At 56.5% G+C, this 26,055-nt stretch carries 20 protein-coding genes, 2 pseudogenes and 1 CRISPR repeat array; of the genes and pseudogenes, 9 read left to right on the forward strand and 13 right to left on the reverse strand.

The genetic code is table 11. The features are described from left to right. Window positions 1-5 precede the first annotated feature (5 nt). Window positions 6-905 carry a chemotaxis protein gene (locus Q6A51_RS18830; RefSeq protein WP_201018020.1) on the reverse strand — a complete coding sequence of 300 codons (900 nt, stop codon included), beginning with the start codon at window positions 903-905 and terminating at the stop codon, window positions 6-8. Between the two features lie 603 nt (window positions 906-1,508). Here Q6A51_RS18830 and Q6A51_RS18835 point away from each other — a divergent pair. From Q6A51_RS18835 to cyoE, 6 genes are all read left to right on the forward strand, one after another. After that, window positions 1,509-2,018: a disulfide bond formation protein B gene (locus Q6A51_RS18835; RefSeq protein ID WP_201005946.1), complete on the forward strand. Its 510-nt coding sequence runs from the start codon at window positions 1,509-1,511 to the stop codon at window positions 2,016-2,018. Window positions 2,019-2,484: 466 nt separating this feature from the next. Beyond that, complete coding sequence (cyoA, locus tag Q6A51_RS18840) at window positions 2,485-3,426, forward strand: ubiquinol oxidase subunit II (protein WP_201005945.1); 942 nt, start codon at window positions 2,485-2,487, stop codon at window positions 3,424-3,426. Window positions 3,427-3,429: 3 nt separating this feature from the next. Further along, window positions 3,430-5,442, forward strand: coding sequence for a cytochrome o ubiquinol oxidase subunit I (gene cyoB, locus Q6A51_RS18845; protein ID WP_201005943.1), 2,013 nt, complete (start codon window positions 3,430-3,432; stop codon window positions 5,440-5,442). A 2-nt stretch (window positions 5,443-5,444) separates the two neighbouring features. Beyond that, window positions 5,445-6,074 carry a cytochrome o ubiquinol oxidase subunit III gene (gene cyoC / locus Q6A51_RS18850; protein ID WP_201005941.1) on the forward strand — a complete coding sequence of 210 codons (630 nt, stop codon included), beginning with the start codon at window positions 5,445-5,447 and terminating at the stop codon, window positions 6,072-6,074. Next, complete coding sequence (gene cyoD / locus Q6A51_RS18855; RefSeq protein WP_025258799.1) at window positions 6,075-6,407, forward strand: cytochrome o ubiquinol oxidase subunit IV; 333 nt, start codon at window positions 6,075-6,077, stop codon at window positions 6,405-6,407. It begins immediately after the preceding gene. Between the two features lie 10 nt (window positions 6,408-6,417). Continuing rightward, the gene (gene cyoE / locus Q6A51_RS18860) at window positions 6,418-7,305 is read left to right on the forward strand and encodes a heme o synthase (RefSeq protein WP_201005939.1); all 888 of its coding nucleotides are present in this window, start codon (window positions 6,418-6,420) and stop codon (window positions 7,303-7,305) included. A 64-nt stretch (window positions 7,306-7,369) separates the two neighbouring features. Here the strand turns inward: cyoE and Q6A51_RS18865 are convergent, their stop codons facing one another. Further along, window positions 7,370-7,594 (reverse strand): hypothetical protein, encoded by a 225-nt coding sequence (locus tag Q6A51_RS18865; protein WP_304575458.1) that lies wholly within the window; start codon window positions 7,592-7,594, stop codon window positions 7,370-7,372. A gap of 282 nt (window positions 7,595-7,876) precedes the next feature. Between Q6A51_RS18865 and Q6A51_RS18870 the strand changes: the two genes are divergently transcribed. Then, window positions 7,877-8,896, forward strand: a complete 1,020-nt coding sequence (locus tag Q6A51_RS18870) for a branched-chain amino acid aminotransferase (RefSeq protein WP_201018018.1) — start codon at window positions 7,877-7,879, stop codon at window positions 8,894-8,896. Between the two features lie 57 nt (window positions 8,897-8,953). On the opposite strand, the gene Q6A51_RS18875 is transcribed toward Q6A51_RS18870, so the two are convergent. The 4 genes and pseudogenes from Q6A51_RS18875 to Q6A51_RS18885 form a co-directional block, all read right to left on the reverse strand. Beyond that, window positions 8,954-9,916, reverse strand: a complete 963-nt coding sequence (locus Q6A51_RS18875) for an ATPase (RefSeq protein ID WP_304575459.1) — start codon at window positions 9,914-9,916, stop codon at window positions 8,954-8,956. Between the two features lie 118 nt (window positions 9,917-10,034). Continuing rightward, window positions 10,035-10,736: pseudogene (locus Q6A51_RS27575) on the reverse strand (methyl-accepting chemotaxis protein); the annotation flags it as partial. 414 nt (window positions 10,737-11,150) lie between these two features. Beyond that, window positions 11,151-11,690, reverse strand: a pseudogene (locus Q6A51_RS27580) (MCP four helix bundle domain-containing protein); the annotation flags it as partial. Between the two features lie 108 nt (window positions 11,691-11,798). After that, complete coding sequence (locus Q6A51_RS18885) at window positions 11,799-12,587, reverse strand: transporter substrate-binding domain-containing protein (protein WP_304575461.1); 789 nt, start codon at window positions 12,585-12,587, stop codon at window positions 11,799-11,801. A gap of 162 nt (window positions 12,588-12,749) precedes the next feature. Here Q6A51_RS18885 and Q6A51_RS18890 point away from each other — a divergent pair, with 162 nt between their 5' ends. Beyond that, window positions 12,750-13,760 (forward strand): zinc-dependent alcohol dehydrogenase family protein, encoded by a 1,011-nt coding sequence (locus tag Q6A51_RS18890; RefSeq protein ID WP_304575462.1) that lies wholly within the window; start codon window positions 12,750-12,752, stop codon window positions 13,758-13,760. Between the two features lie 11 nt (window positions 13,761-13,771). On the opposite strand, the gene Q6A51_RS18895 is transcribed toward Q6A51_RS18890, so the two are convergent. The 5 genes from Q6A51_RS18895 to csy1 all read right to left on the reverse strand — a co-directional run bounded on the left by Q6A51_RS18895 (window position 13,772) and on the right by csy1 (window position 19,542). After that, complete coding sequence (locus Q6A51_RS18895; protein WP_304575463.1) at window positions 13,772-14,431, reverse strand: hypothetical protein; 660 nt, start codon at window positions 14,429-14,431, stop codon at window positions 13,772-13,774. Between the two features lie 303 nt (window positions 14,432-14,734). Beyond that, window positions 14,735-15,482: direct repeats of the CRISPR family, unit length 28 nt; unit sequence CTTCACTGCCGAATAGGCAGCTCAGAAA. Between the two features lie 115 nt (window positions 15,483-15,597). Next, window positions 15,598-16,161, reverse strand: a complete 564-nt coding sequence (gene cas6f, locus Q6A51_RS18900; protein WP_304575464.1) for a type I-F CRISPR-associated endoribonuclease Cas6/Csy4 — start codon at window positions 16,159-16,161, stop codon at window positions 15,598-15,600. A gap of 3 nt (window positions 16,162-16,164) precedes the next feature. Then, complete coding sequence (gene csy3, locus Q6A51_RS18905; RefSeq protein ID WP_304575465.1) at window positions 16,165-17,187, reverse strand: type I-F CRISPR-associated protein Csy3; 1,023 nt, start codon at window positions 17,185-17,187, stop codon at window positions 16,165-16,167. A 32-nt stretch (window positions 17,188-17,219) separates the two neighbouring features. Continuing rightward, a complete protein-coding gene (gene csy2, locus Q6A51_RS18910) occupies window positions 17,220-18,203 on the reverse strand; it encodes a type I-F CRISPR-associated protein Csy2 (RefSeq protein WP_304575466.1) in 984 nt (327 codons plus the stop codon). Next, window positions 18,196-19,542, reverse strand: coding sequence for a type I-F CRISPR-associated protein Csy1 (gene csy1 / locus Q6A51_RS18915; RefSeq protein ID WP_304575467.1), 1,347 nt, complete (start codon window positions 19,540-19,542; stop codon window positions 18,196-18,198). The genes csy2 and csy1 overlap by 8 nt, the downstream gene beginning before the upstream one ends. Window positions 19,543-20,111: 569 nt before the next feature. Here csy1 and fic point away from each other — a divergent pair. Next, the gene (gene fic / locus Q6A51_RS18920; protein ID WP_304575468.1) at window positions 20,112-21,233 is read left to right on the forward strand and encodes a protein adenylyltransferase Fic; all 1,122 of its coding nucleotides are present in this window, start codon (window positions 20,112-20,114) and stop codon (window positions 21,231-21,233) included. Between the two features lie 221 nt (window positions 21,234-21,454). Here the strand turns inward: fic and cas3f are convergent, their stop codons facing one another. Together cas3f and cas1f are read right to left on the reverse strand one after the other, a co-directional pair. Continuing rightward, entirely contained in the window at window positions 21,455-24,823 is a 3,369-nt protein-coding gene (gene cas3f, locus Q6A51_RS18925) for a type I-F CRISPR-associated helicase Cas3f (protein ID WP_304575469.1), read from the reverse strand. After that, window positions 24,820-25,797, reverse strand: coding sequence for a type I-F CRISPR-associated endonuclease Cas1f (gene cas1f, locus Q6A51_RS18930; RefSeq protein ID WP_122320943.1), 978 nt, complete (start codon window positions 25,795-25,797; stop codon window positions 24,820-24,822). Before cas1f ends, cas3f begins: the two co-directional genes overlap by 4 nt. Between the last annotated feature and the right edge of the window lie 258 nt (window positions 25,798-26,055).

Raw genomic sequence — 26,055 nt, forward strand, 5'->3', positions numbered from 1 at the left:
GCGGGTCAGATATCCTGAGCCACGACCGAGTGTGCCGCCGTGATCAGACATTTGGTCAACTCGGGGGACGAGAACTTGGTCAGTACCGCATTGGCGCCTGCCAACTGAGCCTTTTCGCCATTCATCGCGCTGTCCAGAGAAGTGTGCAGCAGGATGTACAGCTTCTGGAAGTCCGGGGTTTCGCGAAGGGTCCGGGTCAGGGCATAGCCATCCATTTCGGACATTTCGATGTCTGAAACCACGATGTTGATTTGCGCCGGGGTGCCTTGCAGTTCAAGCAAGACATCGATGGCTTCCTTGGCGCTACGGGCTGTGTGGCACTCCAGACCAAGATTGCGCAAGGTGATGATCGATTGCTGCAGGGCGACCTGGCTGTCGTCGACGACCAGAATCCGGGCCTGGGACAGAACCATGACGTCTTCGGCAGGCAACTCGTCGGACTGGACAACGATTTGTGCCGGAGCGATGCCGTGAATCACTTTTTCGATATCCAGCACTTGTACCAGGACGCCATCGACCTGGGTCACGCCGGTGATGAACGAGCGGCCGCTCGAACCGAAAGGCGGAGGACGGATATCGGTGGTCAGGCAATGGACAATCTTGCTCACCGCCTGCACATGCAGACCCTGCTTGGAGCGGCTTACGTCGGTGACGATCAGGCACCCGCCATCGGGATCGGCCAGCGGACGCTCGCCGATGGCTCGGCTGAGATCGATCACCGACAGAGAGGCACCGCGCAGTGTCGCAACACCTTTGACGTGCGGATGGGATTCGGGCAGGTGAGTCAGGGGCGGGCAGGGGATGATTTCACTGACCTTGAGCAAGTTGATCGCCATCAGCTTGCCGCTGCGTAAAGTGAACAGCAGCAGCGAAAGTGAATCTGCTCGGACGTTGGTGGGTGACATAAAAACCTTCTGGCTATAGGTGTTCGTCGCTACAGGGCGCAAAACAACTTTCAGTGACAGGTTATCGACATGCGACAGGCTGGCTTTAGGCTAACTGGCCGCAGCGTTGAAGGCCTGTGTGTTCAGTCACTCTTCTTGAAAAGTGATTTTCACTTCGTGCAGGATTGTTTTCGGCCGCAAGAGCCGGGGCCGCAATACTGGCAGTTTGATTTGTTTGACGTCAAACGGTTGATTGCGTCACAGAACGAAAGAGAATTACCGATTGTGTCTTTCAGGAGCCGGTAGCTGTGTCCCGGGATTGCCCTGCGGTAAACTGTCGCACTTCGGCTTGCAGAGGGTCGGGTGCGACAAAAAGACGCATCCTTCTATATATAAGGAAGAGATCTGTTTTTTCACCTCGGTCCTCCACTTCGCCTTTCGGCCCTCGGGAACCATCCGGTTGGTAAATACATCCGTATGGCGGGTGGGTGCTTGAGTTGGCGGGGACGAGAGATGAATATCGCGCACGCCCCGACAGAGGGTGTTTACACTCGCGGGTCAGCCCTCCTGCAAGTGCCAGTGCTGGCCCTGCGCACCTGCACACCATTTCGATAAGGTATGTGAATGAGCGACAACACGTTGTACCTGAGGCGTGAAAAGCGTTTTCTGGTCTTGCTGGGAATTATCTGCCTGTCCCTGATCGGTGGCGCCCTGTACATGCAGATCGTGCTGGGCGAGGCGCCTTGCCCGCTGTGCATCCTGCAACGCTATGCATTGCTGTTCATCGCCATCTTCGCTTTCATCGGCGCGGCCATGCCTGGCCGCCGCAGCATCACGGTGCTGGAAACCCTGGTGACCTTCAGCGCCCTGGGCGGCATCGCAGCAGCCGGCCACCATGTCTACACCCTGGCGTATCCGGCCGTCAGTTGCGGCATCGACACCCTGCAACCTATCGTCGACGGCCTGCCTCTGGCATCGCTCTTCCCGCTGGTATTTCAGGTCAGTGGTTTCTGCTCCACTCCCTATCCGCCCGTCATGGGGTTGTCATTGGCTCAGTGGGCTCTGATAGCATTCGTTCTGACGGCCGTTCTGGTCCCGGCAGGGGTCATTCGTAACCGCCGTAGACCTTACTGATCACAAGGGCTTTGGTGGAAAAATGCCTCGTTTTGACGAGGCATTTTTTCTGGTTATGAAGATCAATGATTTGCGATTGTTGCAAGTTTTGATATTAACTGTTACAAAATTAGGCATAGTCAATAAAAATTTACATATCTACAATCGCCAGCACTCATCGTCCAGCCAGGCTTGGCGATCAGAAATTTTGAGGCTCGGAGCGCCCTGTGCAGGCTAAACAGGCAGCGCAATGCTTGCCTCTGAGCGCGCAGGAATGACCGCGTGCAAGGCGATTGAACTGCGAAAGCGGGGCAGTTTCCGGCGACTCAGAATAAGAATTCATAGCTAAACCCCCGGATTTGTCGTTTCGCAACAGAGCGTTCCGGCAGGTCCTTGTTCAATTTAAAAAAGATGCCGGCACTGGCAGGGTAAAGTGTTGGCGGTCGAAACCCACTGCACCGCGCAAGCTGCTTTTAGAGGTCGTGAGATGAGTAAAAAAAGGTACCCCAGGTTTTTTGGCTACTTGGCCCTGTTCAGCATGCTGTTGCTCAGCGGCTGTGACGGCGTCCCTCTGCTCGATCCGAAAGGGCAGGTGGGTATCGAGCAGCGGAACCTGATCATCATCGCCACGTTGCTGATGCTGATCGTGGTCATCCCGGTCATCGTCCTGACCTTCGTCTTCGCCTGGAAGTATCGCGCCTCCAACAAGGCTGCCAAGTACACGCCAGACTGGTCGCACTCGACCAAGATCGAAGTCGCGGTCTGGGGTATTCCCATGATCCTGCTGGTCTTCCTGGGCTACTTCACCTACATCTCCACTCACTCGCTGGACCCGTACCGTCCGCTTGAGTCAGACGTCAAGCCTGTGACCATCCAGGTTGTCGCACTCGACTGGAAATGGGTGTTCATCTATCCGGAACAAGGCATCGCCACGGTCAACAAGATCGTCTTCCCTGCCAATACCCCGATCAATTTCCAGGTTACATCCGACTCTGTAATGAACTCGTTCTTCATTCCAGGCCTGGGTGGCCAGATCTACGCAATGGCTGGCATGCACACCAAGCTGCATCTGATCGCCAATGAAAACCACGAGTTCAACGGTATCTCGGCCAACTACAGTGGCGCGGGTTTCACCGGCATGAAATTCAAGGCTATCGCCACCAGCCAGGCTGATTTCGATGCCTGGATCAACGAAGTCAAGAGTTCACCTAAACAGCTTGGTGCTGCTGAATACGCTGAACTGGCCAAACCTAGCGAACGCAATCCCGTCGAACTTTATTCCACGGTTACTCCGAACCTGTTCCAGATCATCATCGACAAGTATGAAGGTATGAATCCAGGCAAGAAGGTTATCCCTGGTGAGAAGGAAGTTGCCGGTACCGAAGGTGCGGAAAAGGGCAAAAATTCAGCTGCTGGGGCAGAGGAGTAAACGATGTTAGGTAAATTAAGTTGGGAATCGGTACCCTTCCACGAGCCGATAGTCATGGTGACCCTTGCCATGATCGCGCTCGGTGGTCTGGGCGTTGTCGGGGCAATCACTTACTTCAAGAAGTGGTCTTACCTGTGGACCGAGTGGTTGACGTCCGTCGACCACAAGAAAATCGGCGTGATGTACATCATCGTTGCCATGATCATGCTGCTGCGCGGTTTTGCCGACGCAATCATGATGCGTGCCCAGCTGGCCATGGCCCAGAATGGCGCCGAAGGCTTCCTGCCGCCTGAACACTATGACCAGATCTTCACCGCTCACGGTGTGATCATGATCATCTTCATGGCGATGCCGTTCTTCACCGGTCTGATGAACATCGTTCTGCCACTGCAGATCGGTGCTCGTGACGTAGCCTTCCCGTTCCTGAACTCCCTCAGCTTCTGGCTGCTGGTATCGGGCATGCTGCTGATCAACATCTCCCTGGGTGTCGGCGAGTTCGCCAAGACCGGCTGGGTTGCGTATCCGCCGTTGTCGGGTCTGCAATACAGTCCTGGAGTAGGTGTTGACTACTACATCTGGGCGCTACAGCTATCCGGGCTAGGTACGACCCTTACGGGCGTCAACTTCCTGGTGACCGTGCTGAAGATGCGTACCCCTGGCATGAAACTGATGGACATGCCGATCTTCACCTGGACCTGCACCTGGGCAAACATCCTGATCGTGGCTTCGTTCCCGATCCTGACCGCTACCCTGGCGTTGCTGACCCTTGACCGTTACCTGGACTTCCACATCTTCACGAACGAAATGGGCGGTAACCCCATGATGTACGTGAACCTGTTCTGGGCATGGGGTCACCCTGAGGTTTACATCCTGATTCTGCCTGCGTTCGGTGTCTTCTCCGAAGTCATCTCGACGTTCTCGGGCAAGCGTCTGTTCGGCCACAAGTCCATGATCTTCGCTTCCGGCGCGATCTGTGTACTGGGCTTCATGGTCTGGCTGCACCACTTCTTCACCATGGGTGCGGGTGCGAACGTCAACGCCTTCTTCGGTCTGGCGACGATGCTCATCGCGATACCGACGGGTGTGAAGCTATTCAACTGGCTGTTCACCATCTACCAGGGCCGCCTGCGCTTCACTGCGCCAGTACTCTGGACCCTGGGCTTCATGGTCACCTTCTCGATCGGCGGCATGACCGGCGTTCTGTTGGCGATTCCTGGTGCTGACTTCGTACTGCACAACAGCCTGTTCGTAATCGCTCACTTCCACAACGTCATCATCGGCGGTGCGGTATTCGGTTACATCGCCGGCTTCGCGTTCTGGTTCCCTAAAGCGTTCGGTTTCACCCTGAACGAGAAGTGGGGCAAGGCAGCGTTCTGGTTCTGGATCAGCGGTTTCTTCGTTGCATTCATGCCGCTGTACGCGCTGGGCTTCCTGGGTATGACCCGTCGCCTGAACGCTACCGACATGCCTGAGTGGAACATCTACCTGAACGTTGCTCTGTTCGGTGCGTTCCTGATCGCAGCCGGTATCGCTTCGCAGCTGATCCAGTTGTTCGTCAGTATCCGTGACCGCAACAAGAACCGCGATCTGACCGGTGACCCATGGAATGGCCACACGCTTGAGTGGTCCACTTCTTCGCCACCGCCGTTCTACAACTTTGCCGAGCTGCCTGAGGCAAAAGACATCGACGCATTCACGGATGCCAAGCGCGCAGGTACCGCCTACAAGGTTCCAGCTCACTACTCGGCTATCCACATGCCTAACAACACGGCCACCGGCCTGTACATGGGCCTGCTGTTGACCGTCTTCGGCTTCGCGTTCATCTGGCACATCTGGTGGCTGGTTGGCGTAAGTCTGGTAGCGACCATTGCTGTGTTCGTTGCTCACGCTGCACGTGACGATCAGGGCTACATGGTGCCTGCTGAAGATGTAGCGCGTATTGAAGGTGAGCATCACAAGGTCCTGGCGGCCAACGGTGCATACACTCCTGTCAAGTCCTCGCTGGAACAGGTTTAAACATGTCAAATATTGCTATCAACTCCGGAGCCCACGGTCATGACGCTCATGACCATGGGCATGACGATCACCACGACAGCGGTGGAATGACGGTCTACGGCTTCTGGCTGTACCTGATGACCGACTGCGTGTTGTTCGCATCGTTCTTCGCGGTCTACGCCGTGATGGTCAACAGTGTCGCGGGTGGCCCGTCGGGCCAGGACATCTTCCTGCTGCCTTTCGTGGCGGTCGAAACCGCGTTCCTGCTGATCAGTAGTATCACTTATGGCTTCGCCATGCTGGCGCTGTACAAAGGCAAGAAGAGTCAGGTCCTGGGCTGGTTGGCCCTGACCTTCCTCTGTGGTGCTGCCTTTATCGGTATGGAAATCTACGAGTTCCATCACCTGATCCACGAAGGCTACGGTCCTAGCCGCAGCGGCTTCCTGTCGGCGTTCTTCGCCCTGGTCGGCCTGCACGGTCTGCACGTAACCAGCGGTCTGATCTGGATGGGTATCATGATGTATCAGGTCCAGAAAAAGGGCCTGACCAACACCAACAAGACCCGCCTGAGCTGCCTGAGCCTGTTCTGGCACTTCCTGGACGTGGTCTGGATCGGTGTGTTCACTATCGTCTATCTGATGGGAGCCCTGTAAATGGCGAATTCACATCATCCAGCTGAAGACAATAGCCACGGTTCCGTGAAGTCCTACATCATCGGTTTCGTGCTGTCGATCATCCTGACCGCCATCCCGTTCGCCCTGGTCATGTCCCCGGTTCTGCCGAAAGACCTGACCATTGCGATCATCCTGGCCTTTGCGATCGTTCAGATCCTGGTGCATCTGCATTACTTCCTGCACCTGGACTTCACGAGTGCGCAACGTAACAACGTGCTGGCGTTTGCCTTCACCGCGTTGGTTATCGTTCTGCTGGTCGGCCTCTCGCTGTGGATCATTTTCAGTATCCATCGCGAAATGATGGCGCATTGAGGAATACCAGATGTCCCTGAAGCACTTTATCCAAATCACCAAGCCGGGGATCATTTTCGGTAACGTGCTTTCGGTGGCAGGTGGCTTTTTTCTGGCTTCCAAGGGGGATATCGATTTCATCGTGTTTCTTGCGGCGGTAATCGGTACCTCTCTGGTCGTAGCGTCAGGTTGCGTATTCAACAACTGCATCGATCGGGATATCGACCAGCGCATGGAGCGGACTCGCAACCGTGTGCTGGTGCAGGGTCTGGTGTCCATCAAGCTTGCACTGCTCTATGCCACGATTCTTGGCATCGTCGGTGTCAGCCTGCTGTACACCTATGCAAACCCGTTGGCTGCCTTGCTGGCAGTCATCGGTTTTGTGATTTACGTGGGCTTCTACAGCCTGTACTTCAAGCGTAAATCCGTGCATGGCACCCTGATAGGCAGCCTGTCGGGGGCCATGCCTCCGGTGATTGGCTACTGCGCAGTAAGCAACAGCTTCGACTTTGCTGCCTGGACGCTACTGGTGATGTTCAGCCTGTGGCAGATGCCGCATTCGTATGCGATCGCGATCTTCCGTTTCAACGACTATCGTGCAGCGAAAATTCCGGTATTGCCGGTCAAGCGCGGCATTCTGGTCACCAAGCGTCACATCCTGCTCTACATCCTGGCGTTCCTCGTGGCGACCCTGATGTTGACGTTCGGCGGTTACGCGGGTCTGAACTACCTCGCCGTTGCGGCGGGCATGGGCATGTACTGGTTGTACATGGCCTGGAAAGGCTACAAGGCTGCGGACGATACTGTCTGGGCCCGCAAGCTGTTCGTGTTCTCCATCTTCACCATCACTGCACTGAGCGTGATGATGTCGGTGGACTTTCAGGTGACCAAAGAGTTGCTGGTGACTTACGCCTTCTGACTTGCACCTGAGCCCGAAAATCAGAAACCCTGTTCTGAAAGGCACAGGGTTTTTTTTCGTCTGCTCATTTCACTTCGTCTTTTGTCACGTTGCCCGCCTTGAAGCGCTTGATGTCTTCAGGAGTGACAACCGTATTGTTTGTGGACGGCTGCGGGCTTCGGGGCTGTTGAGTCGTGGTGCTCTGGCTCGTTGTCGGCTTGCTTGAGTTGACAGGCTTGCTGTCAGCCGCACTGGCCACGCTGACGAGGCCGGTCAGGGTCAAGGCCAGCAGGATTTTTTCTACACCCATGGTTGTGCTCCGTCATTTCTGCGTGGGGGGTTGTAGTTTCGTTAGCTGAAGGTATAACAAAACAACGCTGAATGACTAAATGATCGCCAAGGAAAGGCAGTCATCGTTCACTAGATACTCAAGCTCCTGGTGGCCAGGGGCAAGAAAAATGACGGGGCTCTGGCAGCTACCGTTTCAAAACCCGCGGATTATGCTTATTTCAAGCCTCAGGGTCGAAATGATCTGGCAGAATACGGCATTGGCCTGACTCGTCCAGGCAGCGGCTAAATGATAGAGGGCGTTATGAGTCAAGAAAGCATTAACTGGGAAACCCTGGGTTTTGACTACATCAAAACCGACAAGCGCTACCTCTCTCACTGGCGTGACGGTGCCTGGGATGAAGGCTCGCTGACTGAAGACAACCTTCTGCATATCAGCGAAGGTTCTACCGCGCTTCATTACGGTCAGCAGTGCTTTGAGGGCCTGAAGGCCTATCGCTGCAAGGATGGCTCGATCAACCTGTTTCGTCCTGACCAGAACGCCCAGCGCATGCAGCGCAGTTGTTCGCGCCTGCTGATGCCCCATGTGCCGACCGAAGTCTTCATCGAGGCGTGCAAGAAGGTCGTCAAGGCCAACGAACGCTTCATCCCGCCTTATGGCTCGGGCGGTGCCCTGTACCTGCGTCCGTTCGTGATCGGCGTAGGCGACAACATCGGCGTGCGAAGCGCACCTGAATTCATCTTTTCGATCTTCTGCATTCCGGTCGGCGCCTATTTCAAGGGTGGCCTGAAGCCGAACAACTTCGTGATCTCCGGTTACGACCGTGCCGCACCGAACGGCACCGGCGCGGCCAAGGTGGGTGGCAACTATGCCGCCAGCCTGATGCCAGGCTCCGAAGCCAGAAAGCACAGCTTCGCTGACTGCATCTATCTGGACCCGCAGACTCACTCCAAGATCGAAGAGGTCGGTTCGGCCAACTTCTTCGCTATCACGGCCGACAACAAGTTCATCACACCCAAGTCGCCTTCGGTGCTGCCAGGTATTACACGCCTGTCGTTGATGGAACTGGCTCAAACCCGTCTGGGCCTGACCGTGGTGGAAGATGATGTGCTGATCGACAGGATCGGTGACTTCACGGAAGCTGGCGCCTGCGGCACGGCTGCTGTCATCACCCCGATCGGCGGCATTTCCTACAAGGAAAAACTGCACGTCTTCTATAGCGAAACAGACGTCGGCCCCGTGACCCGCAAGCTTTATGCTGAACTGACTGGCGTACAGTCCGGTGATGTTGAAGCGCCTGCTGGCTGGATCGTGAAGGTCTGATTTCCCACGATCGATGCAGGAGCGAATTCATTGGCGAATGAATTCGCTCCTGCCCAATCACTCCTTCGCTGGCCCCAGCACAATCGCCAGATGCCGCAGGTCGTCGACTTCGACGCTGAAGCTTTTCCCCGATGGGCTTTTGACGACATTCCCCAGCGCATAAACCGTGAAGAACTTCACTTCATCGGCATGGCTCAACAGTTCGGTGATGTAGCGACTGGACCGATAAGCCTGCATCTGCGCCGGTGACACGTACAGCGTCACCAGCTTGGCTTCAAGACGGTCGAAGAACTTGAACTTGAACCCCAGACCATAACGTTCCACCAGCCCGCCGCCATACAGCACGCGGCCGTTGTCGCCTGTCTGCGCATATTTGATATGGCGAAAGTACGAGCGCAGGGACAACTCGCCCTGGCCGGGAATCCTCAAGGTCAGCAGTTTGAAATCATCGGGCGGCAGTTGCGCCTTGGCCTGGCGATAGCTGTCCACCAGACGTTCAAGATTATTGGTGCGTGTTTCACTATAGCGCGGTGCTGCGGGCGTCGAAGCTTCTGCCGCTGGAGAGTCGTTCGTGGTCTGTGGTGCGCGAGGGCCGGACTTGTCTGCCCCGGCCTTTTCCTTGACCGGGTCTTTTATGACCGGATCGAAGACATCGATGTAGTCATCGAGCTTGCGCTTGGCCTTGCGGATACGGGCCTGTGGATCGGTCTCTTCAACCTCGGGTTCTTCCCTGGCTTGCCGGGCGTCTTCCTCGACCCACTCGCAGGTGGCGTGATGCTCGTAATGCGGGTTGGCGCGAAAGTGTGCGGCCACGAAGGTCGGGTTGTCCTGAGGCTTTACGTCATACCTGACGCCTGTCACCTTCGCACCCAGCGCACGGCAGGCTTCACTTGAGCACAGAAACTCGAATCGCGAGCGCGGTGGCTCCTGAGAGAAATACTCGCGGCGGGCGGCGGTAATGGACAGTTCCTGCTGCAACTCGACACAGAACGCACGAGTGATGGTTTTGCTGGGTTTCATGCGTCTTTCCTTGATCGTCCAAGGCAATACGCTATTTCAGGACGGACTGGCTTTCAACCGAATGTTTGGCTGGAAGACACTCTTTGCGCTGCTGGCAGCGCAAAGAGTGTGTCTTGGGTCAGGACAGGCGGAAACGTCCGACGATGCCGCTCAGATCCACAGCCAGTCGTGACAGCTCGCGGCTGGCCGTACTGGTTTGCTGTGCGCCGGAAGAAGACTGCGCCGACAGGTCGCGGATGTTCACCAGGTTACGGTCAACTTCCCGCGCAACATGCGCCTGCTCCTGTGCAGCGCTGGCGATCACCAGGTTGAGGTCGTTGATCTCGCTCACCGCCGCATTGATCTTGCTCAGCGCCTCGTTGGCACCTTCGGCGATGCCCAGCGTTTCGCTGGCCAGTTCGGTATTGCCGCGCATGGAACCTACCGCGCGTTCAGTGCCGCTCTGGATGTTGGTGACCAGACGTTCGATTTCGCTGGTCGATTGCTGCGTACGGTGGGCCAGGGCGCGGACTTCGTCGGCAACCACGGCAAAACCACGGCCGGCTTCACCCGCACGTGCTGCTTCGATGGCGGCGTTCAGTGCCAGCAGGTTGGTCTGCTCCGCCAGGCCTCGAATCACGTCCAGCACCTTGCCGATATCACGGGACTGATCTGCCAGCTCACCGATCAGGCTGGCTGTCTTCTGTACATCATTGCTCATGGTATCGATGGCGCTGACCGTCTTTTTGACCAGCCCGAGCCCGTCCTGCGCAGCACCTGTCGCACTGCTGGAAGAGCGTGCCGTGTTCTCGGCATTGCGGGCCACTTCTTCCACTGCGCTGGTCATTTGATTGACTGCCGTGGCGGCCTGATCGATCTCGTTGTTCTGTTTGTGCAGCCCCTTGACGCCATCTTCGGTAATGGCGGTCATTTCCTCGGCTGCCGAGGCGAGCTGGTTTGCCGAGCTGGAGATCTGCTGCAATGTCTCGCGAAGCTGCGCCTGCATGGCACCGACGGCAGCCACCACGCTGGACTTGTCATTGCTCGCAACGTTGATGGTGCTGCTCAAGTCCCCCTTGGCGATGGTGCGGGTGATACCAGCCACCATGTCGGGTTCTCCACCAATGGCGCCGAGAATGCTGCGAGTCGTCAGCAGCGTCGCGATGACACCCAGCAGAGCAATGACCAGCGTCGCGCCAATTGCCAGGCTATTGGCCTTGCTGGCGCTCGCTTCCTGCGCCTCGAAGCGTTTGCCAGCCTGTTGCTTGCCTTGCTCGCGCAGGGTTTGCAGGGTCTTGAAGACCTGCTCAGCGAAAGGCTTGACCTCGGTGCGGTTGATATTGGTCGCGCCTGCAATATCGCCGGTCTGGATCACGCTGGTCTGATGGCGCATGCCGTCACGCAACTTCGCATAGTCGCGCTGCAATTGCTGGGTCAGTTGAGCATCCAGAGTGCCAGCCGTTTCCTGGCTCAACTGACTCGTCAGCTTGTCCAGTTGAGTGAAGGCGTTTTCGTTCTCGGTTTTCCAGGCTGCTGTCTGCTCCGGGTTGCCAATGGCGATCATGCGCAGAATGTTGATGTCCACTCGAGTGAGGGTGCCATCAATATTGTTCACGGTCTCTGTCGCCAGAAAGTCGCGGTTATAGAGCGCATCGACGTTTTCGGTCGAGGTCTTGAGCGTCTGGATCATGAAAACCGACAAGACGAAAAACGCAACGATGATCGCGAAGGTCGAGAACATCAAACGCTGTTTTACGGTGAGGCCGGTTCTGGTGGCGACTTGAGCGTGTGCCATGACTTTCCCCTTGATGGAGCGTGTTTCGCAGATTGGAGATGCCGCGCTCTGAAGGCGCGTTATCTTTTATCGGCGTGTAACTCCTGAGCTAAAGCCATGGCCTGGAGTTTATTGGCCCGGTACCGCCAACCACTCACTCAGCGCCTGCTGGTAGGCGCCTGTAGCTTTACTCAAGTGCAACCACTGGTCGACATAGCTTTTCCAGGTCACGTCATCCCGTGGCAGCAGATAGGCTTTTTCACCGTATTGCATGTAACGGGTCGGGTTGACCGCACACAGGCCCGGCATGCGCTTCTGCTGATAGAGCGCTTCGGAGGCATCGGTGATCATCACGTCGGCCTTCTTGTCCAGCAACTCCTGGAAGATGGTCTTGTTGTCGTGGAAGGCAATCGGAGCCTTGGGCAGATAGGCGCGGGCGAAAGCTTCATTGGTGCCACCGGCCGGTTCGATCAGACGTACGGACGGCTGGTTGATTTGCTCGATGGTCTGATACAGCGCCTGGTCCTCGCAGCGGACCAGCGGGATCTTGCCGTCGACATCCAGCGTGTTGCTGAAGAAAGCTTTCTTCTGGCGCTCCAGGGTGACGGAGATGCCGCCCATGCCGATGTCGCATTTACCGGCGACCATGTCCGGCATCAGGGTCTTCCAGGTGGTGGGAACCCATGTCACCTTGACCCCCAGGCTTTTGGCCAGCGAGCGGGCCATGGTGATGTCGATGCCTTCGTACTCGCCGTCCTCGCGCAGGAAGGTGTAAGGCTTATAGTCGCCGGTGGTACACACTGACAGTTCACCGGCCTGAATCACCTTGTCCAGATGCGAGGCTGATTCCTGTGCCTGAGCCATGCCTGTCAGGCCCAGCAGAAGGGCGGCCGGTACGCTGTATTTCAGATTCATCATGGGGCTGGATACTCGCAGCGGTTTGATTGGTTTGGTCGGACGCGGCAGAGTGCTTCATTTGCCAGGGCGATGTGAAGCCGCAACAGAGCCATGCCCGTTCGTTGAACTAACGGGTAAGCATTTCGTCATTTCACAGGACGTTGAACAGACAGGAGATCGATCATGAGCAACACAACCATTTATGTACAGGCCGGTGGCGGTTACGAGCGCGTTATTGTCGGTGACAGCGAAGTGCTGGCGCCCAAGGCCGGGGAAATCACCGTGCGCCTGCATGCCAACTCCCTCAATTACCACGACTTCGCAGTGGTCAGCGGTATGTGGGGGCCTAGCGAGTCACGCATTCCCATGGCCGACGGCGCTGGCGTGGTCACGGCGGTGGGAGAGGGCGTCAGCGAGTTCAAGGCCGGGGATTCAGTCGTCAGCACCTTCTTCCCGGACTGGATCAGTGGTGAGCCACTGGTGGAAGGTTTTGTCACGGTGCCGGGCGATGGCATCGATGGCTATGCCCGCCAACAGGTCACGGCCCGTGCCACGTCCTTCACCCACGCCCCTATCGGCTACACCCATGCCGAAGCCTCGACCCTGACCACCGCCGGCCTGACTGCATGGCGTGCGTTGATGAGCGATGGCGGCCTGAAAGCAGGTGACACCGTATTGGTTCAGGGCACAGGCGGCGTTTCGATCTTCGCCCTGCAATTCGCCAAAATGGCCGGAGCAACGGTTATCGCCACATCCTCCAGCGACGAGAAACTGGAGCGTCTGCGCGAACTGGGCGCCGATCACCTGATCAACTATCGCAAGGACAGCAACTGGGGCGAGACAGCCCGCACCCTGACCGGCGGCCGTGGTGTCGATCACATCATCGAAGTCGGCGGTCCATCGACACTTGAGCAGTCCATGCAGGCGGCGCGTGTGGGTGGGCATATCTCGGTGATCGGCATTCTGACCGGCGTTGCCGGGCAACTGGCAATCGTGCCGGCCCTGATCAAGCAATTGCGCCTGCAAGGCGTATTGGTAGGCAGCCGGAGCCAGCAGCAGGACATGATCCGTGCGATCAACGCCACCGGTATCCGCCCGGTCATTGACCGCTCGTTCCCGCTGACCGATATCGTCGAAGCATTCCGCTATCAGGAAACCAACCGGCATTTCGGCAAGATCACGCTGGATATCTGATCGGCCCGGGCCTATGTGTAGGACTCTTCCAGCTCTGTGAGCTGTTCTTCGATCGTCGTCATGAGGGTTTCCCAATCGGCCTGGGTTCTTTGCCAGGCCTCACCCTCATGGGCATAGAGAAAATCCACGATGGAGTGGGTGATCTTGCCTTTGCCCACGGCCCCGAACGCTTCGGCACTTAGAGCCCGTGCCAGCATTTCGAGTTCGGCTGCATGGTTCAGCCAGCGCCAGTGACTCTTGATCACCACCTTGTCCAGCAGGATGCACTGTTTTTTGAACGCCCTCAGCGCCAGACCCAGCGGGCTGGCGCTGAGCAGCGAATCGATCTGGCGCGCATCGTTGCCGGCCTTTAGCTCGGCATCCGGGCGGAAGAACCACTCGTTGAACCCGATCTCGATCTCCCGGAACGCCACACTGGCATCCCAGATAACGCCAAGCGCCTTGTGCTGGCGCACATCCCGCTTCCAGGACCCATAAGCCTTGAACGTCACCCCTGCGATCCCGATGATCGCCAGAGCCTCGACCAGAGAAGAGGCCGAATAAATGACAAAATAGGCATCTGCTGTCCGAATCGGATGAGTACCGGAAGCCGCGCTGTAATAAGTCGCCGCAACCACCACCATCAGCGCAAAACAGGCACTGTAGAACCCGAAGGCATAAGGGTCTTTCATTATTATTCTTGTCCCCATCAGTCAAGGTGGCCAGAGCATCAACCGCTTAAATGATGGGTTTGAGGGTAGTCGAGAGCGGGGGTGTTTGCTGCTGATAGATCTATCCTAAGAACACATAGCCCCTCCCACTGGTGACATGTAGGCCTTAAATGATCGGCATTACCCTTTCCTGACCCTCTTTTTTTCACCATAGGTTCATCCTTTAAAAATCAACGACTTACAAAGCTCGATAAAAAAAGGGGTAAAACGGCTGAAAACGCATATTTTTCTTTGAAAACGGAGGGTTATCGGGGAGAGTGTCTACTTCACTGCCGAATAGGCAGCTCAGAAATATCCAGTGCAGGGTTGTCGGTGGGCTCGTTCCTTCACTGCCGAATAGGCAGCTCAGAAAGTCAACAGGCCCAACGATGGGACCCCAGCTCCCTTCACTGCCGAATAGGCAGCTCAGAAAAGGGTGCGCGCAGTTAGCCCCATGAATGTTTCCTTCACTGCCGAATAGGCAGCTCAGAAATGAACGAAAGGGCCGCCGTCAGTTGCCAGGTCCTTCACTGCCGAATAGGCAGCTCAGAAATGACAGCGGGTCGACTGGCGCACGATGCGCAACTTCACTGCCGAATAGGCAGCTCAGAAATCCCACTGCGCGCCCTCGATGTAAACGAATCGCTTCACTGCCGAATAGGCAGCTCAGAAAAATCCAGATATAGCCCTCGCTTAATGCGTTACCTTCACTGCCGAATAGGCAGCTCAGAAATCACGGAAGCGGGCTTTTTCATTTCTGCATATCTTCACTGCCGAATAGGCAGCTCAGAAAATGGAAGCCAATCATGATGCGGTCGAGGGCGACTTCACTGCCGAATAGGCAGCTCAGAAATTCTCGGCATCCTTGAGGTGATCTGAGCGACTCTTCACTGCCGAATAGGCAGCTCAGAAAAGATCTCCCGCTCTTTCATCAGCGCGCTTGAGCTTCACTGCCGAGTAGGCAGCTCAGAAAAGCCAGCGTCAGTCTGCCCTGGTGCGATATCTGCTCACTGCCGTATAGGCAGCTCAGAAAATGGTGCCATAGGTGATGATTTGCGAAACGGCCCGACTGCCGCACAGGCAGCCCAAACCAAACCCCTCGCAGTTACATCACCTGCAAGGGGGTCGGTCCATTAGCCAAAAAATCATCAAAACCAGGGAACAGTCGCCGTAGCACTCAACCCATAGCTATTGAAGGTCCCCGGCTGGGCGTTGGCCTGTAGTGATCCATGCTGGATGAACAGCAGAAACGTCTGGCCACTGGTGCGGCTGCGAAGTTGGGTGAAGGGCAGGTTGCAGCGTTTTGCGGCGCTGTCGGGGATGCGTTCTCGGGCTTGTTCTTCAGTGATGCCGTGGCGTTTTATCAGGCGCCGCCTTGTGCGTTCCGGGTTGCTGTCCACTTGCACGCGGCTGACACGGCGATGCTGCGCGTCGCTTGGCACCACGCTCAGTTCGCCTACCCGCACATGGTCACGCATGCCCGTCAGCCAGGTCATTGCCATCAAGGCATCCAGCGCTTGCGCGCTGCCATGCAGGCGCAGGCAGTCGCCCAGGCCGCTGGCCTTGCCTCCAAGAGCCGGGAAGCTGATACCAATGTCATCGCGGCGCAGGTCATGCAAACCGCGATGCAGCTTGGACATCAGCGCGCTCATCAGTTGCGTGGCTGCAAACTCCGGATCGGGCAGTAATTGCAGGTCGAGGTAGTGATCCATGGCTTAGCCCGCCTCACCGAATACGCCGCCACGAATCAGGGTCGCGATGACGAAATGCTGCTGATCCAGCTCTGGCACCTTGTCCTTGAGCACCCAGCCGTCGAGCAGGGTGTAGAAATCATCCTTGGTGCTGCGAGGCTGGCGATAAGCCTTGCCCTGCGTGGTGACCGAGCCATAGGGTTCTACGGCAATCGGGCCGTTGATATCGGCTTCCTGATACCAGGTGTCGATGCTGCGAATGGCGTTACCTATCTTTTGCGAGTGAATGCCCGCGATACCGCCGACCTGATAGAGCGTCTTGCTTTTGGTGCCGCTGGATCGGTCCAGAATCAGTTCTTGCGAAGGGAAGACTTCCTGCCCCGCGCCGATGCGTACATACGCCGTCACGCCCAGCAGCACATGCTGTTTACCGGCCAGACCGCTGGCGATCAATTGCGTCAGTTCGCCCAATGCCTTGGTGTTTTCAGCGCTGGTGTTGAAGTCCCGCAGAGACAGCGCCAGACCATCGAAAGCCCATTTCGACGCATCCTTGCCATCCACCCGATGAGCGACTTCCACTTGCACCTGCTCGGCACCGATGCGATTGCGCCACAGGAAACGACCGTTGGCCAGGTTATGGGCATAGCGGCGTGCCAGTTCATCGAAGCCATTGCCGTCTACGTAGCTTTTTACAGTAGCAAGCAGCTTGTCGCGATATTCGGTGTCGTTGCAGGCCGAAGGCTGGCCGGTGCCACTCAGGATGCGCAGGGTAAAGCTGACCCGCAGGGTGTCGGCATCGTGGGGCAGGGCGGCGACATCCACGGTTTGCAGGTTGGGCTTTTCGATCTGGGCATCCAGTTTGGCCGGGTCCAGGTCTTTGGTTTTCAGGCGGTTGGAAATGGTGCCACGTACCGATTTTTCACGAACTTCCACCGGCGTCCAGCTTTCGCGAGACTGCCAGTCGCCTGAATGAAACAGCGCATCGGAAGGATCGAGCTTGCGCTCGAAAGCCAGAACGGAAGCGGTCTTGAGAGTGTCGTTAGCCATGTTCAAATACCTTTTAGGAAGATGGTCAGCAGTCAGTCGAAGTCGTGCAAAACAGTAGGGCAATAGTCGTTGGCGCAGCGATAGAGGCCATCATTGGGTTGCGAGTCGGCGTACCAGAGCAGGTGTTCTGGTTTGTGCAGGCGATGGGGGCTGATCCATTCACCGATGCCATACAGGCTTTCGACGAAACAGAACTCGGTTTGCCCATCGCGGGCGTTAGCCACCGAACCAGCGGCTAGCACATCACTCAACGCGCCATAGCCGACAGGAATGGGCACTATCCAGCCTTCGCCCTTTTTATCGCTGACCCACTTGGGCTTCTTGTCCGGATCCTCGTTGGCAACGCTGTGCCAGTTGATGCGTGATAACGACAGCCAGGCGTCGAGCGAGGATGCATCGGGATCGTTTTCCTTTAGTGCGTCATGCCGCTTTTCGAGCAAATCCTGACGATCAACCAGCGCAAAGCCCGGCAGCAGGCGCAAGCGGATTTTGCTGAACAACTCTTGCCTGTCGCTCTCTTCTTTGGGCATGAGCGCCAAGAAAGGCTGCTGCTTGTAGGGCGGCGCACTGGACGGAACCACACTGCCGCCTGCAATACGCATTTGCGAAAGCTGATCGCGTACTTGTCGGGCGATCAACAGCGTGGCTTCACTATCGGTCGGCAACGTGTCGCCTTGCACTCCGAACACAAGGCTGATCTCCATATGCATCCGGCCTTCCTCTACAATTGCGGCGGTGCTGCCGTCCTTGTTGACGGGGTTGCGGGTCAGGCGCAAGGCACTCACGTATTTGCTGTCGGTAATTTGCTCTTCGTGATGATGCACAACGACGCCGACAGTCTTGAATTTCAGGTCCAGGCCTGCATCGTGGGTCTTGCGTTCGAGTGCCCACATCAGGCCCAGGAATGCCGTCATCGACGGAAAACCGTGGGTCAGCGGGCTGGAAATGGAGTTGGCGTTCTGCACGCGAATACGTGGGATAACCAGCAGGTGAGTGAACGAGGGGCAGTCAGCCATTGGCGCTCTCCCGACCAGTGATCGGCATGAAAGAGTCAGCCTCAATGATTGCCTGTTTTGTCCAGTGTCGCAGCTCCACATCGCCGACAGGCAAACCGATATCGCGCAGGATCGCGTTCAGCCATTGGCCAAAGCGCTTGGCGACCTGATCGGGCCAGTCATTGCGCTCAAAGGCCGCGATAAATGCCTGATCCTCATCAAGATGATCGTCGCGCAAAGGCATATCGATGCGGCCAGGGTCGAGCCAGAGTTGTTCGCATAACGGCAGTTCGCAGTCAGTGTGACGGCTCCAGCCCGGTTCTATCAGTTCGCGACTTGTAACGCCGAAGGCTGCCAGTGACTGGTTCAAGGCGTGTTCGATTTTCTTGCGGGCATTACGAGTTGGCAGCGTTTGGGGCGGGTCACTTTTCAGTAGCTTACATAAAGCATCTATCTGTTCGCTCACGCCTTCAAAATGCTCAAAACGATCCAGTGCCGTTTCGATCTTGAGAAAGTCACGTAGTCTGTTTTGCTTCCATATAGGTGGTATTGAGGCCAGCAGATAATTCACCCCACCGCGCTCGCTGTTGAGCTGGCTGATGTTCTGCGGCTTGGTGCCACCCAGCTTGCGGGTGACCAGATTGCGGTAATCGCGGTATTGGCCATCGTGAAGCTGTTTGTCTCGTCTGGCCTGCCGGGCTGCCTTGTTGGCTTCACCGAAGCGCGCATCGTTGATGTTCTGATGTACCGCATGGGCAAGGCTGCTGGCGAACAAGGGCTGCAAGAGATGAAAGCCCGAGTTGTCAGTCGGATCACCGGAAACGCTCCAGTAAACCTGCTTGGCCATGGTGTGAGAAGCCAGTGTAGAGGCTGATCGGATCAGGCCCTTGAATGCCGATGCCCACTCATGAGCAGTGGCTTCATCATCATTCAATGCATTGAGCAGGTCTGGATCATTGGCTTGCAGCCAGTCCAGCAGACGACGGCCTTCGACTTCTATCTTGAGAAACTTGTACACATCGAGAGCGGCAGCATTGCCAACGATATCGTCGGCATACACTCCGCCCAATACATGGCTGCCTACCTCGGCATGTTGATGCAGCGATTGCGGCACGACATGCAGGCTACTGCCCCGAGCATCGGGATGCGTGGCCTTGAGCACATGAGTCACTGCCTGAATCTGAGTGACCCGGCGGGCGGCATCAGCCAGCCAGGTGGCGTAATCATATTTGCTGGCAGTTTGATTACTGTCGCCCTCGTCACTGCCCTTGAGCTTTGCTTCTTTGCGCTCATTGATAAAGGCAGTGATGGCGGCACGAAAAAGGGTGGAGCGGGGCGAGGGCCTAGATCCTTCATCCATGTTCGGAACCTTTAAAAATCGACTTGGCGGATGCCTCGTATGTAGAATCACCGCAGCAACACGTTGTGTACGCTGCGGTGATAATGGTTGGGGGGAGCTTTTGCTCCTACGATCTTCTGAGCCGACGTTTGAGATGCATCGTTTTTCCTCCTTCCTTGTTCAAGGGGGCTGGTGCTGGTCAGCGAGTGCGCATATGAAGCCGTGCAGCGCTCCATAAATTGGAATGTAGACGGTTTTTTGAATTCATCCAGCCATAATATTAATAATTAAAAAATCAACCGAATCTGCTCTACACGCTTTATTCATCCAGACAGTTTTTCGGCCTTCTAGAGTCATCAAAGATTTCTCATGGCAAGCTGTGTCCAGCTATTACCGTGGCATATGTCGCCATAGATCAAATTCAAAAACATATGAGAGCTATATGTCGCTCTGGGCGACATGACGTCATAACATGTCGCTAAAATCTAAAAAATGCGACATGACATCGTGACGTGTCGTCAAAGGCCATCAATTGCGACACGTAGACTATGCGTGCTAAAAGTCAGTCTGAAAATTTTCAGGACTTCCTCATGCACTCTCCCTTGTTGCCTTGGCAGGCGGGCAGCCCCTACAACCAATTGCCGTTGGTGCCGCCAGTGGCCGAGCTTGAAACCCGTGCGGTTCTCAAGCTCTGTATCGAGGCGCGTGCGGCACTGGCAGAGTTGAAGCAAGCTGCGGAGTTGATTCCCAACCAGACGATGCTTATAAACACTCTTCCTTTGCTGGAGGCAAAGGACAGTTCGGAAATCGAAAGTATTGTCACCACGACAGATTTACTTTTTCAGCATGCACAGGGCCATGAAAGCAATGCTGACCCCTCCACCAAAGAAGCACTGCGCTATCGCACAGCCCTTCATCGTGGGTATCTATCGTTGGCACAACGGCCTTTATCTACCGGCACAGCCGTTGAAATCTGTCGCACGCTCAAGGGTGTGGATATGGATATCCGTCGCACGCCAGGCACACAACTGACGAATGATCGTACGGGGGAAATCATTTACACCCCACCTGAAGGCGAAAGCCATCTACGCGATCTGCTCGCCAATTGGGAGCGGTTCCTGCACAACGAAACCGATCTGGACCCTTTGGTGCGCATGGCTGTCGGGCATTATCAGTTTGAGGCTATCCATCCATTTACCGACGGGAATGGTCGTACCGGCCGTGTTCTCAATACGCTTTACCTGATACAGGAAGGTTTACTGAACCTGCCCATTCTTTATCTCAGTCGATACATCATCATGCATCGGGCCGATTACTACAGGTTGTTGCTTGAGGTTACCCGCGAGCAAGCTTGGGAGCCCTGGTTACTTTTCATGTTGAGGGCGGTGGAAGAAACTGCTCGCTGGACCACGGCAAAGATTGCAGCCATTCGTAGCCTGTCCGAGCACACTACTCATTTCGTTCGTGAGCAATTACCCAAAACCTATTCACGTGAATTGGTAGACGTCATTTTTGAACAGCCCTACTGTCGTATCGGTAACGTGGTTGAAAAACAGATCGTCCAGCGTCAGGCAGCCTCTCGTCAACTCAAGGAATTAGTGATGATTGGCGTCCTGCGAGAAGTCCAGATCGGTAAGGAAAAGCTATTTATCCATCCCAAGCTCATGCAGTTGTTGATTCGAGATAGCAATGCATTTACAGCCTATACGTAAGGCCGGTGTTCTCAGCAGTGCCTTTTGTGGGTACTGTCCACACCTGTTTAAAACGCACAAACGGTCAGGAGTGCTATTTTCTTTTTGAGCGGATGCCGCTCAAACAAGGTGTCCTTTTCACTGCCGTACAGGCAGCTCAGTAAATAATGTTAGTGACTAAGTCATTGAATACTGCCGAATAGGCAGCTCCACCCTCCAATAACGGGGTTCTCGCAGCCCCGTTATGTTTTTCTCCCAAACCCCAAAACCGGGTGATACCTCCACCCAAACCGGCTTTCACGCACGCTGACCGAGGTGAATTTCTCGGTACATCTCTCAAGGGAGAGGCCTTGAGCCTCTGCCTGTTCAACAAGCAGCTCCATCAAGTCATGCCGACCCCAAGGGGTTATCCGTGGGCCAAGCAAGTTGTCGAGGTCAATAGTGGTGAGTTCGCTCTGGGCTAGGGTATGAATTGCAGGCTTGCCGCGTTTTGCTTCTTCATGAATGCGATGCAGCACAAGTTGCTCTTCATCCTCATCAGGCAGAAACACCAGTTCGGTTTCCTGTGTGGTCTGTTCGCGGAAGGGCTGATGCTGCGGCAAGATCCAGGTCAGTGAAGCCTGTGGATACTGCCAGGCGCAGGCGGCATCCAGGCTGAATGCGGTTTTCGAGACTGGGTTGTGATCCTTGGGCAGCATTTGTGCCGCAAGCCGACTATGTTCGAGATCCACCAGGCTTTTCTTGGCCTGCCACTCCTGAGCTGGTCGCGGCTGGATGCGCGGGAGGGCTGTAAGGGTCTTGTATTCATCCTCTTTCAGCAGCTTGCCAAGCCGATGAGTCATCAGCCTGAACGGATCATCAAGCGTGCCATTTTTGTTCTCGAAACCCGGCTGCACAAAAGCGGCTGCCTGCGGGTGTTCAAAGTGTCGCAGGTTGGCATCGAAGATAAGCACATTGGGCGTATTGCACGGCTCGTTGCGATGTCGCTGTATGCGCCCGGCCAACTGAATGAGTGAGCGCATGGACGACGGCTCTACGATGGCCCAGTCATAATCGTGATCACGACCGACTTCCGTCACCGGCGAGCCCAGCACCACAAACAGATGGTTCTGCTCGGGAGACTGATCGATGGCTTGCCTGATTCCCGGCAGCCCATAAACCGCTTCACGCTTGCGCCGGTTCAGGCTGGCGTCCAGTTGCGCTTCGATGGCCGAGCGCAGCAGTAGCGGAAAGCGCGAATGGTAAACGCATAAATGGATGCGGTAATCCTCAGGAGCGCCTGCCTGAAACAACGCCAGAGCGGTATCGAACAGCGGCTCGATATTGGCCATGCGCACCAGACCGAAGCTGACCCGCTTGCCGCTGTGCGGGCAGGTTTCTGCGTGTCGGGCATGGGCCTCAAGCATGGCGCTGCGCACATGCCTGGCGAACTCGACACGAATGGCGTCCGGTTTTTTGGCTGTGATATTCAGCGGTATCAGCTCACCGCATCTTCGCGGCTCGGCTTTGCCCAGTTCTTCAACACGACGCTGCACGAAGGCTTCATGCTCGGCGAGAAAGTGCTGGATATCAGCGCAGGTCGTGCCGTGGGCGCTGAACTCATCCACCCACAGGCACGCTACATCTGATGGTGAATAAGTCTGATGGTCATGGGAGCCGCGGTTGCGTCGATAATGCACACGACCTGCTCGATAGGCCTGAAACATCCCGTCCACCAGCGCCGGCGGCAATGTTGCCGATGACAGCAAGACCCGCGTGCCGAGCATGCCTGCCCAATGCATCAGGCGGGTCAGGGCGGGCAAATCAGACAGGTCGAAGTCGTCCAGTTCATCGAGCACCAGATCGCTGCTCATCATGCGCAACATCGGCGCGATCTGGCGGCCCGAGCGCTGGGCTTCGGTGGCGGGCATCAGATGATCGATGGTGCAGACCAGCATGGGCGCGCTGAGCAGCGAGCGTATGTCCTGATTGGCCATGGCTTTGGAAAGCAGACCGTGATCGCTCGACTGGCCTTCGTACAAAACGTGGCTGTCTTCTTCGATCAAGGCCTGCACCGAGCCCGAGCCTGTTTGCTCCGCCTGCTTCTGGTGGAACTTGAACAAGGCTTTGCTGGCCGAGCCGCCGACATGCACGGCCAGTTCGTCTTCGTTCAGGTGCAGATCCTGGCGATAGCTGGCCCCGGTCTGCAGCGTCAGCGTGCGCAGGCCCAAGGCGAAGGTGCAGCGAAACCCCAGTTGCGGGTCGGCCAGTGCATTCATGATGCGGGCGTTGGCGAGAGTCTTGCCGCAGCCGGTGGAAGCCATATTGACGATGAATGCTCCGTGCTCGACTGACCTGTCACGCAGGCTGGTGGCGGCATCGCTGGCTTTGTCCTGCCACTCGAAGCGTCCCGAGCCACTGCGTTTGCGCAGCCCTTTGTGCTTTGCAAGGCGTGGCAGATGACGCTCGAAACCCGGCAGCCCATGAACGATGGTGCCCGCAAGACGTGCCACGCCCAGCAAATGTTCATCCAGCTTCTGTTTGAGCTTGCCGTCTTCGGTATTGGCGTAGAGCAGGCATTGCGCATCGCCTTTGACGCGCTGGCCTGAGTCGTTAGCCCTGATGCCGGAGTAATGATGGTCAGCCAGCATCAGGCTCATGCGTGACACATGCATGACATAAGGGTTATTCAGCCAGTCGCCTTTGCCTGCCTTGCCCAGCAGTGCTAACAGGCGAGTAGCCAGTTTCGCTGCCTGGGTGCGCCATTTGGGCAGCGTCACCGGTAAACCGTGCTCGAACTGCCAGTAAGGCTTTATCTCGCCCGGTTCGGCAGGGCGTTTCAGCTCGTTCCACTCGTGGGTGATGCCATCCAGAATATTGCTCAGCGATGCTGTGGATATGTTGCGCGATGGCTTGCCGAACCAGAGCTTTTCGTCGCCCAGATAATCCTCAAAAGGCTTTGTCGGCAAGCGATGGTGAGTCACGACCAGCCAGGCAATCGCTGCCGCCAGTGGTGGCAATTGGCGAAAAGGAGGCGGCGTGTCGGGGTCAAGACCATCGCGCAGATATCGGCCTTCAGCCAGCCAGCTGGCATCGTCCAGTGAGTCGGGTTTGGCCAGACGTCTGAGCCAGGTTTCGTCGGAGTCGCGCCCGACAAACGCCAGAAAAAGCCGCAGCGAAACCCACTCGTGGCGATAAAGGTTTTTCTCGCGGATGTCGCTTGTCAGGCGGTGCTGAAAAGCGATGCTGGATTTGCCAAGGTCGTGCAGTAACGCGGCCATCTGCGCAAGCAAGGTGATGTCTTCGCCTGTGTGCCAGTCGTTTTCATCGCCCTTGCGCAACACATTTCGGCGCGTGACGTTGGTCGGTACGGCGCCCTGTTCATTGAAACGGCTGGCATCACCGACAATCCACAGCAACTCGCTATGGTCCAGCCCTCTGATCCAGTGACAGGCCACCGCCGTGTTGCGGCGTGCGCTTTTTCTCAACAGGCGGCGCAAGGTGTCGAGACCGGCCTGAGTGATCGGCGTTTGCCAGGTGCGCTCGCCACGACGTTCGGCGAACTGATCCAGGATGCGCCGGGTTTCCACCAAGGCTCGCTTGTCGCACTGGCAGATAAGCAGAATATTCACGCGACGCTGCCTCCCAGTTGCTCGGCAACGTCCTTGAGGCTGTCGATCATGAAATCCAGTGCTTCGCTGCGGGTCAGGTTCTCGATGCAGGCCTGACGGAATGCCTGCTCATCGTCGCCGCGCATGGCCGAGATAAAGGCTTGCGGCAAGATCAGCCCGTCCTTGACCAGATCAGCGGCATCGAACACCAACCCGCCGCGCCGGGTCTTGCCGTGCAGCACCGCCAGACCATGGGGCAGGCCCAGCACCCAAGTGGCCGTTGCGGCCAGGCCATAAGCGAGGTAATTGCCGTGATCGAGAAACCGGTTGGCCGGGTCGCCACCTGCGCCACGCTTGGCCCGCACGAAATCCCCATATTTCATTGCCGTGGCCGCGAGTTTGAAGAGGCGTTTGGTCAGCCGGGCTTCTTCGGTCAGCAGAAAGGTGTGGTCTGGAGCGTTGTTCAGGGCTACGAGAGATTGCCCGAGTGCGCTGTCCAGCTCAGCCGGATCGACTTTGAAACCGGCCTTGGCGAAAGCCTTGTGCTCGATCCATTGACGCCGGATGTGTGCCAGCCGCAACCGCTGAAAAGCCTTGGCGGCCTCAAGTCGCAGATCATTCTTGAACCAGAAGGCGACCCAGCGTTGCAGGTATTCGGTCGGTCGATATTCGCTTTGTGGCGAGAACCATGCGACCTCGATATCGATCTCGTTCGCACTGAATAACGGCGTGCCGCCACCTCCGCAAAAACCGACCAGCACACCTGCCTTGGCCAATTCACGCATCGCCGCCTGGGTCACCGAAGTGCCGGTGCCGAGTAGTACAGTCGTGGTATTGGCGATGGGGATATTCCAGTACAGCGACTGTTTGCCCGCATCCGTCACATACTCGACCCGCCCGCCATTCACCAATACCCGGCAATGCTGCAGGTAATAAATATTCGCGCGTTTGGAATGCAGGATCGTCTTGAGATCCGAAGAACTGATGTCATCCATGAAAGAAGCACTACCACTAATGGCACTAGGCCGGTGAGAGAAAACATATATAGCCGATAGCGTAGGGCGGTGCTTTATGTTTTTTGAGTTGGGGAGCGGCAGGGTGTCAGAAAGACCAGTCCGTGATTTGTGTACGAAGGGCGTTACGGAAAGGGCCGTAGGAGAGTGCTTGCCCGCGACGGCATAGACAGAGTCGATACACATCTGTCGTCAGGAATATTGCCGTCGCGGGCAAGCGCGCTCCTACAGTGAGTGCTT

This window comes from Pseudomonas serbiensis, assembly GCF_030580745.1.
Classification (GTDB): Bacteria; Pseudomonadota; Gammaproteobacteria; order Pseudomonadales; family Pseudomonadaceae; genus Aquipseudomonas; species Aquipseudomonas serbiensis.

What these genes read in the sequence shown, in the direction of transcription:
- cyoD (WP_025258799.1), top strand. Translation starts at nt 6,075, where the DNA reads ATGGCGAATTCACATCATCCAGCTGAAGACAATAGCCACGGTTCCGTG.
- Q6A51_RS18830 (WP_201018020.1), bottom strand. Translation starts at nt 905, where the DNA reads ATGTCACCCACCAACGTCCGAGCAGATTCACTTTCGCTGCTGCTGTTC.
- Q6A51_RS18895 (WP_304575463.1), bottom strand. Translation starts at nt 14,431, where the DNA reads ATGAAAGACCCTTATGCCTTCGGGTTCTACAGTGCCTGTTTTGCGCTG.
- cyoB (WP_201005943.1), top strand. Translation starts at nt 3,430, where the DNA reads ATGTTAGGTAAATTAAGTTGGGAATCGGTACCCTTCCACGAGCCGATA.
- cyoE (WP_201005939.1), top strand. Translation starts at nt 6,418, where the DNA reads ATGTCCCTGAAGCACTTTATCCAAATCACCAAGCCGGGGATCATTTTC.
- csy2 (WP_304575466.1), bottom strand. Translation starts at nt 18,203, where the DNA reads ATGGCTGACTGCCCCTCGTTCACTCACCTGCTGGTTATCCCACGTATT.
- Q6A51_RS18835 (WP_201005946.1), top strand. Translation starts at nt 1,509, where the DNA reads ATGAGCGACAACACGTTGTACCTGAGGCGTGAAAAGCGTTTTCTGGTC.
- Q6A51_RS18865 (WP_304575458.1), bottom strand. Translation starts at nt 7,594, where the DNA reads ATGGGTGTAGAAAAAATCCTGCTGGCCTTGACCCTGACCGGCCTCGTC.
- Q6A51_RS18870 (WP_201018018.1), top strand. Translation starts at nt 7,877, where the DNA reads ATGAGTCAAGAAAGCATTAACTGGGAAACCCTGGGTTTTGACTACATC.
- cyoC (WP_201005941.1), top strand. Translation starts at nt 5,445, where the DNA reads ATGTCAAATATTGCTATCAACTCCGGAGCCCACGGTCATGACGCTCAT.
- Q6A51_RS18890 (WP_304575462.1), top strand. Translation starts at nt 12,750, where the DNA reads ATGAGCAACACAACCATTTATGTACAGGCCGGTGGCGGTTACGAGCGC.
- csy1 (WP_304575467.1), bottom strand. Translation starts at nt 19,542, where the DNA reads ATGGATGAAGGATCTAGGCCCTCGCCCCGCTCCACCCTTTTTCGTGCC.
- Q6A51_RS18885 (WP_304575461.1), bottom strand. Translation starts at nt 12,587, where the DNA reads ATGATGAATCTGAAATACAGCGTACCGGCCGCCCTTCTGCTGGGCCTG.
- cyoA (WP_201005945.1), top strand. Translation starts at nt 2,485, where the DNA reads ATGAGTAAAAAAAGGTACCCCAGGTTTTTTGGCTACTTGGCCCTGTTC.
- Q6A51_RS18875 (WP_304575459.1), bottom strand. Translation starts at nt 9,916, where the DNA reads ATGAAACCCAGCAAAACCATCACTCGTGCGTTCTGTGTCGAGTTGCAG.
- fic (WP_304575468.1), top strand. Translation starts at nt 20,112, where the DNA reads ATGCACTCTCCCTTGTTGCCTTGGCAGGCGGGCAGCCCCTACAACCAA.
- cas1f (WP_122320943.1), bottom strand. Translation starts at nt 25,797, where the DNA reads ATGGATGACATCAGTTCTTCGGATCTCAAGACGATCCTGCATTCCAAA.
- cas6f (WP_304575464.1), bottom strand. Translation starts at nt 16,161, where the DNA reads ATGGATCACTACCTCGACCTGCAATTACTGCCCGATCCGGAGTTTGCA.
- csy3 (WP_304575465.1), bottom strand. Translation starts at nt 17,187, where the DNA reads ATGGCTAACGACACTCTCAAGACCGCTTCCGTTCTGGCTTTCGAGCGC.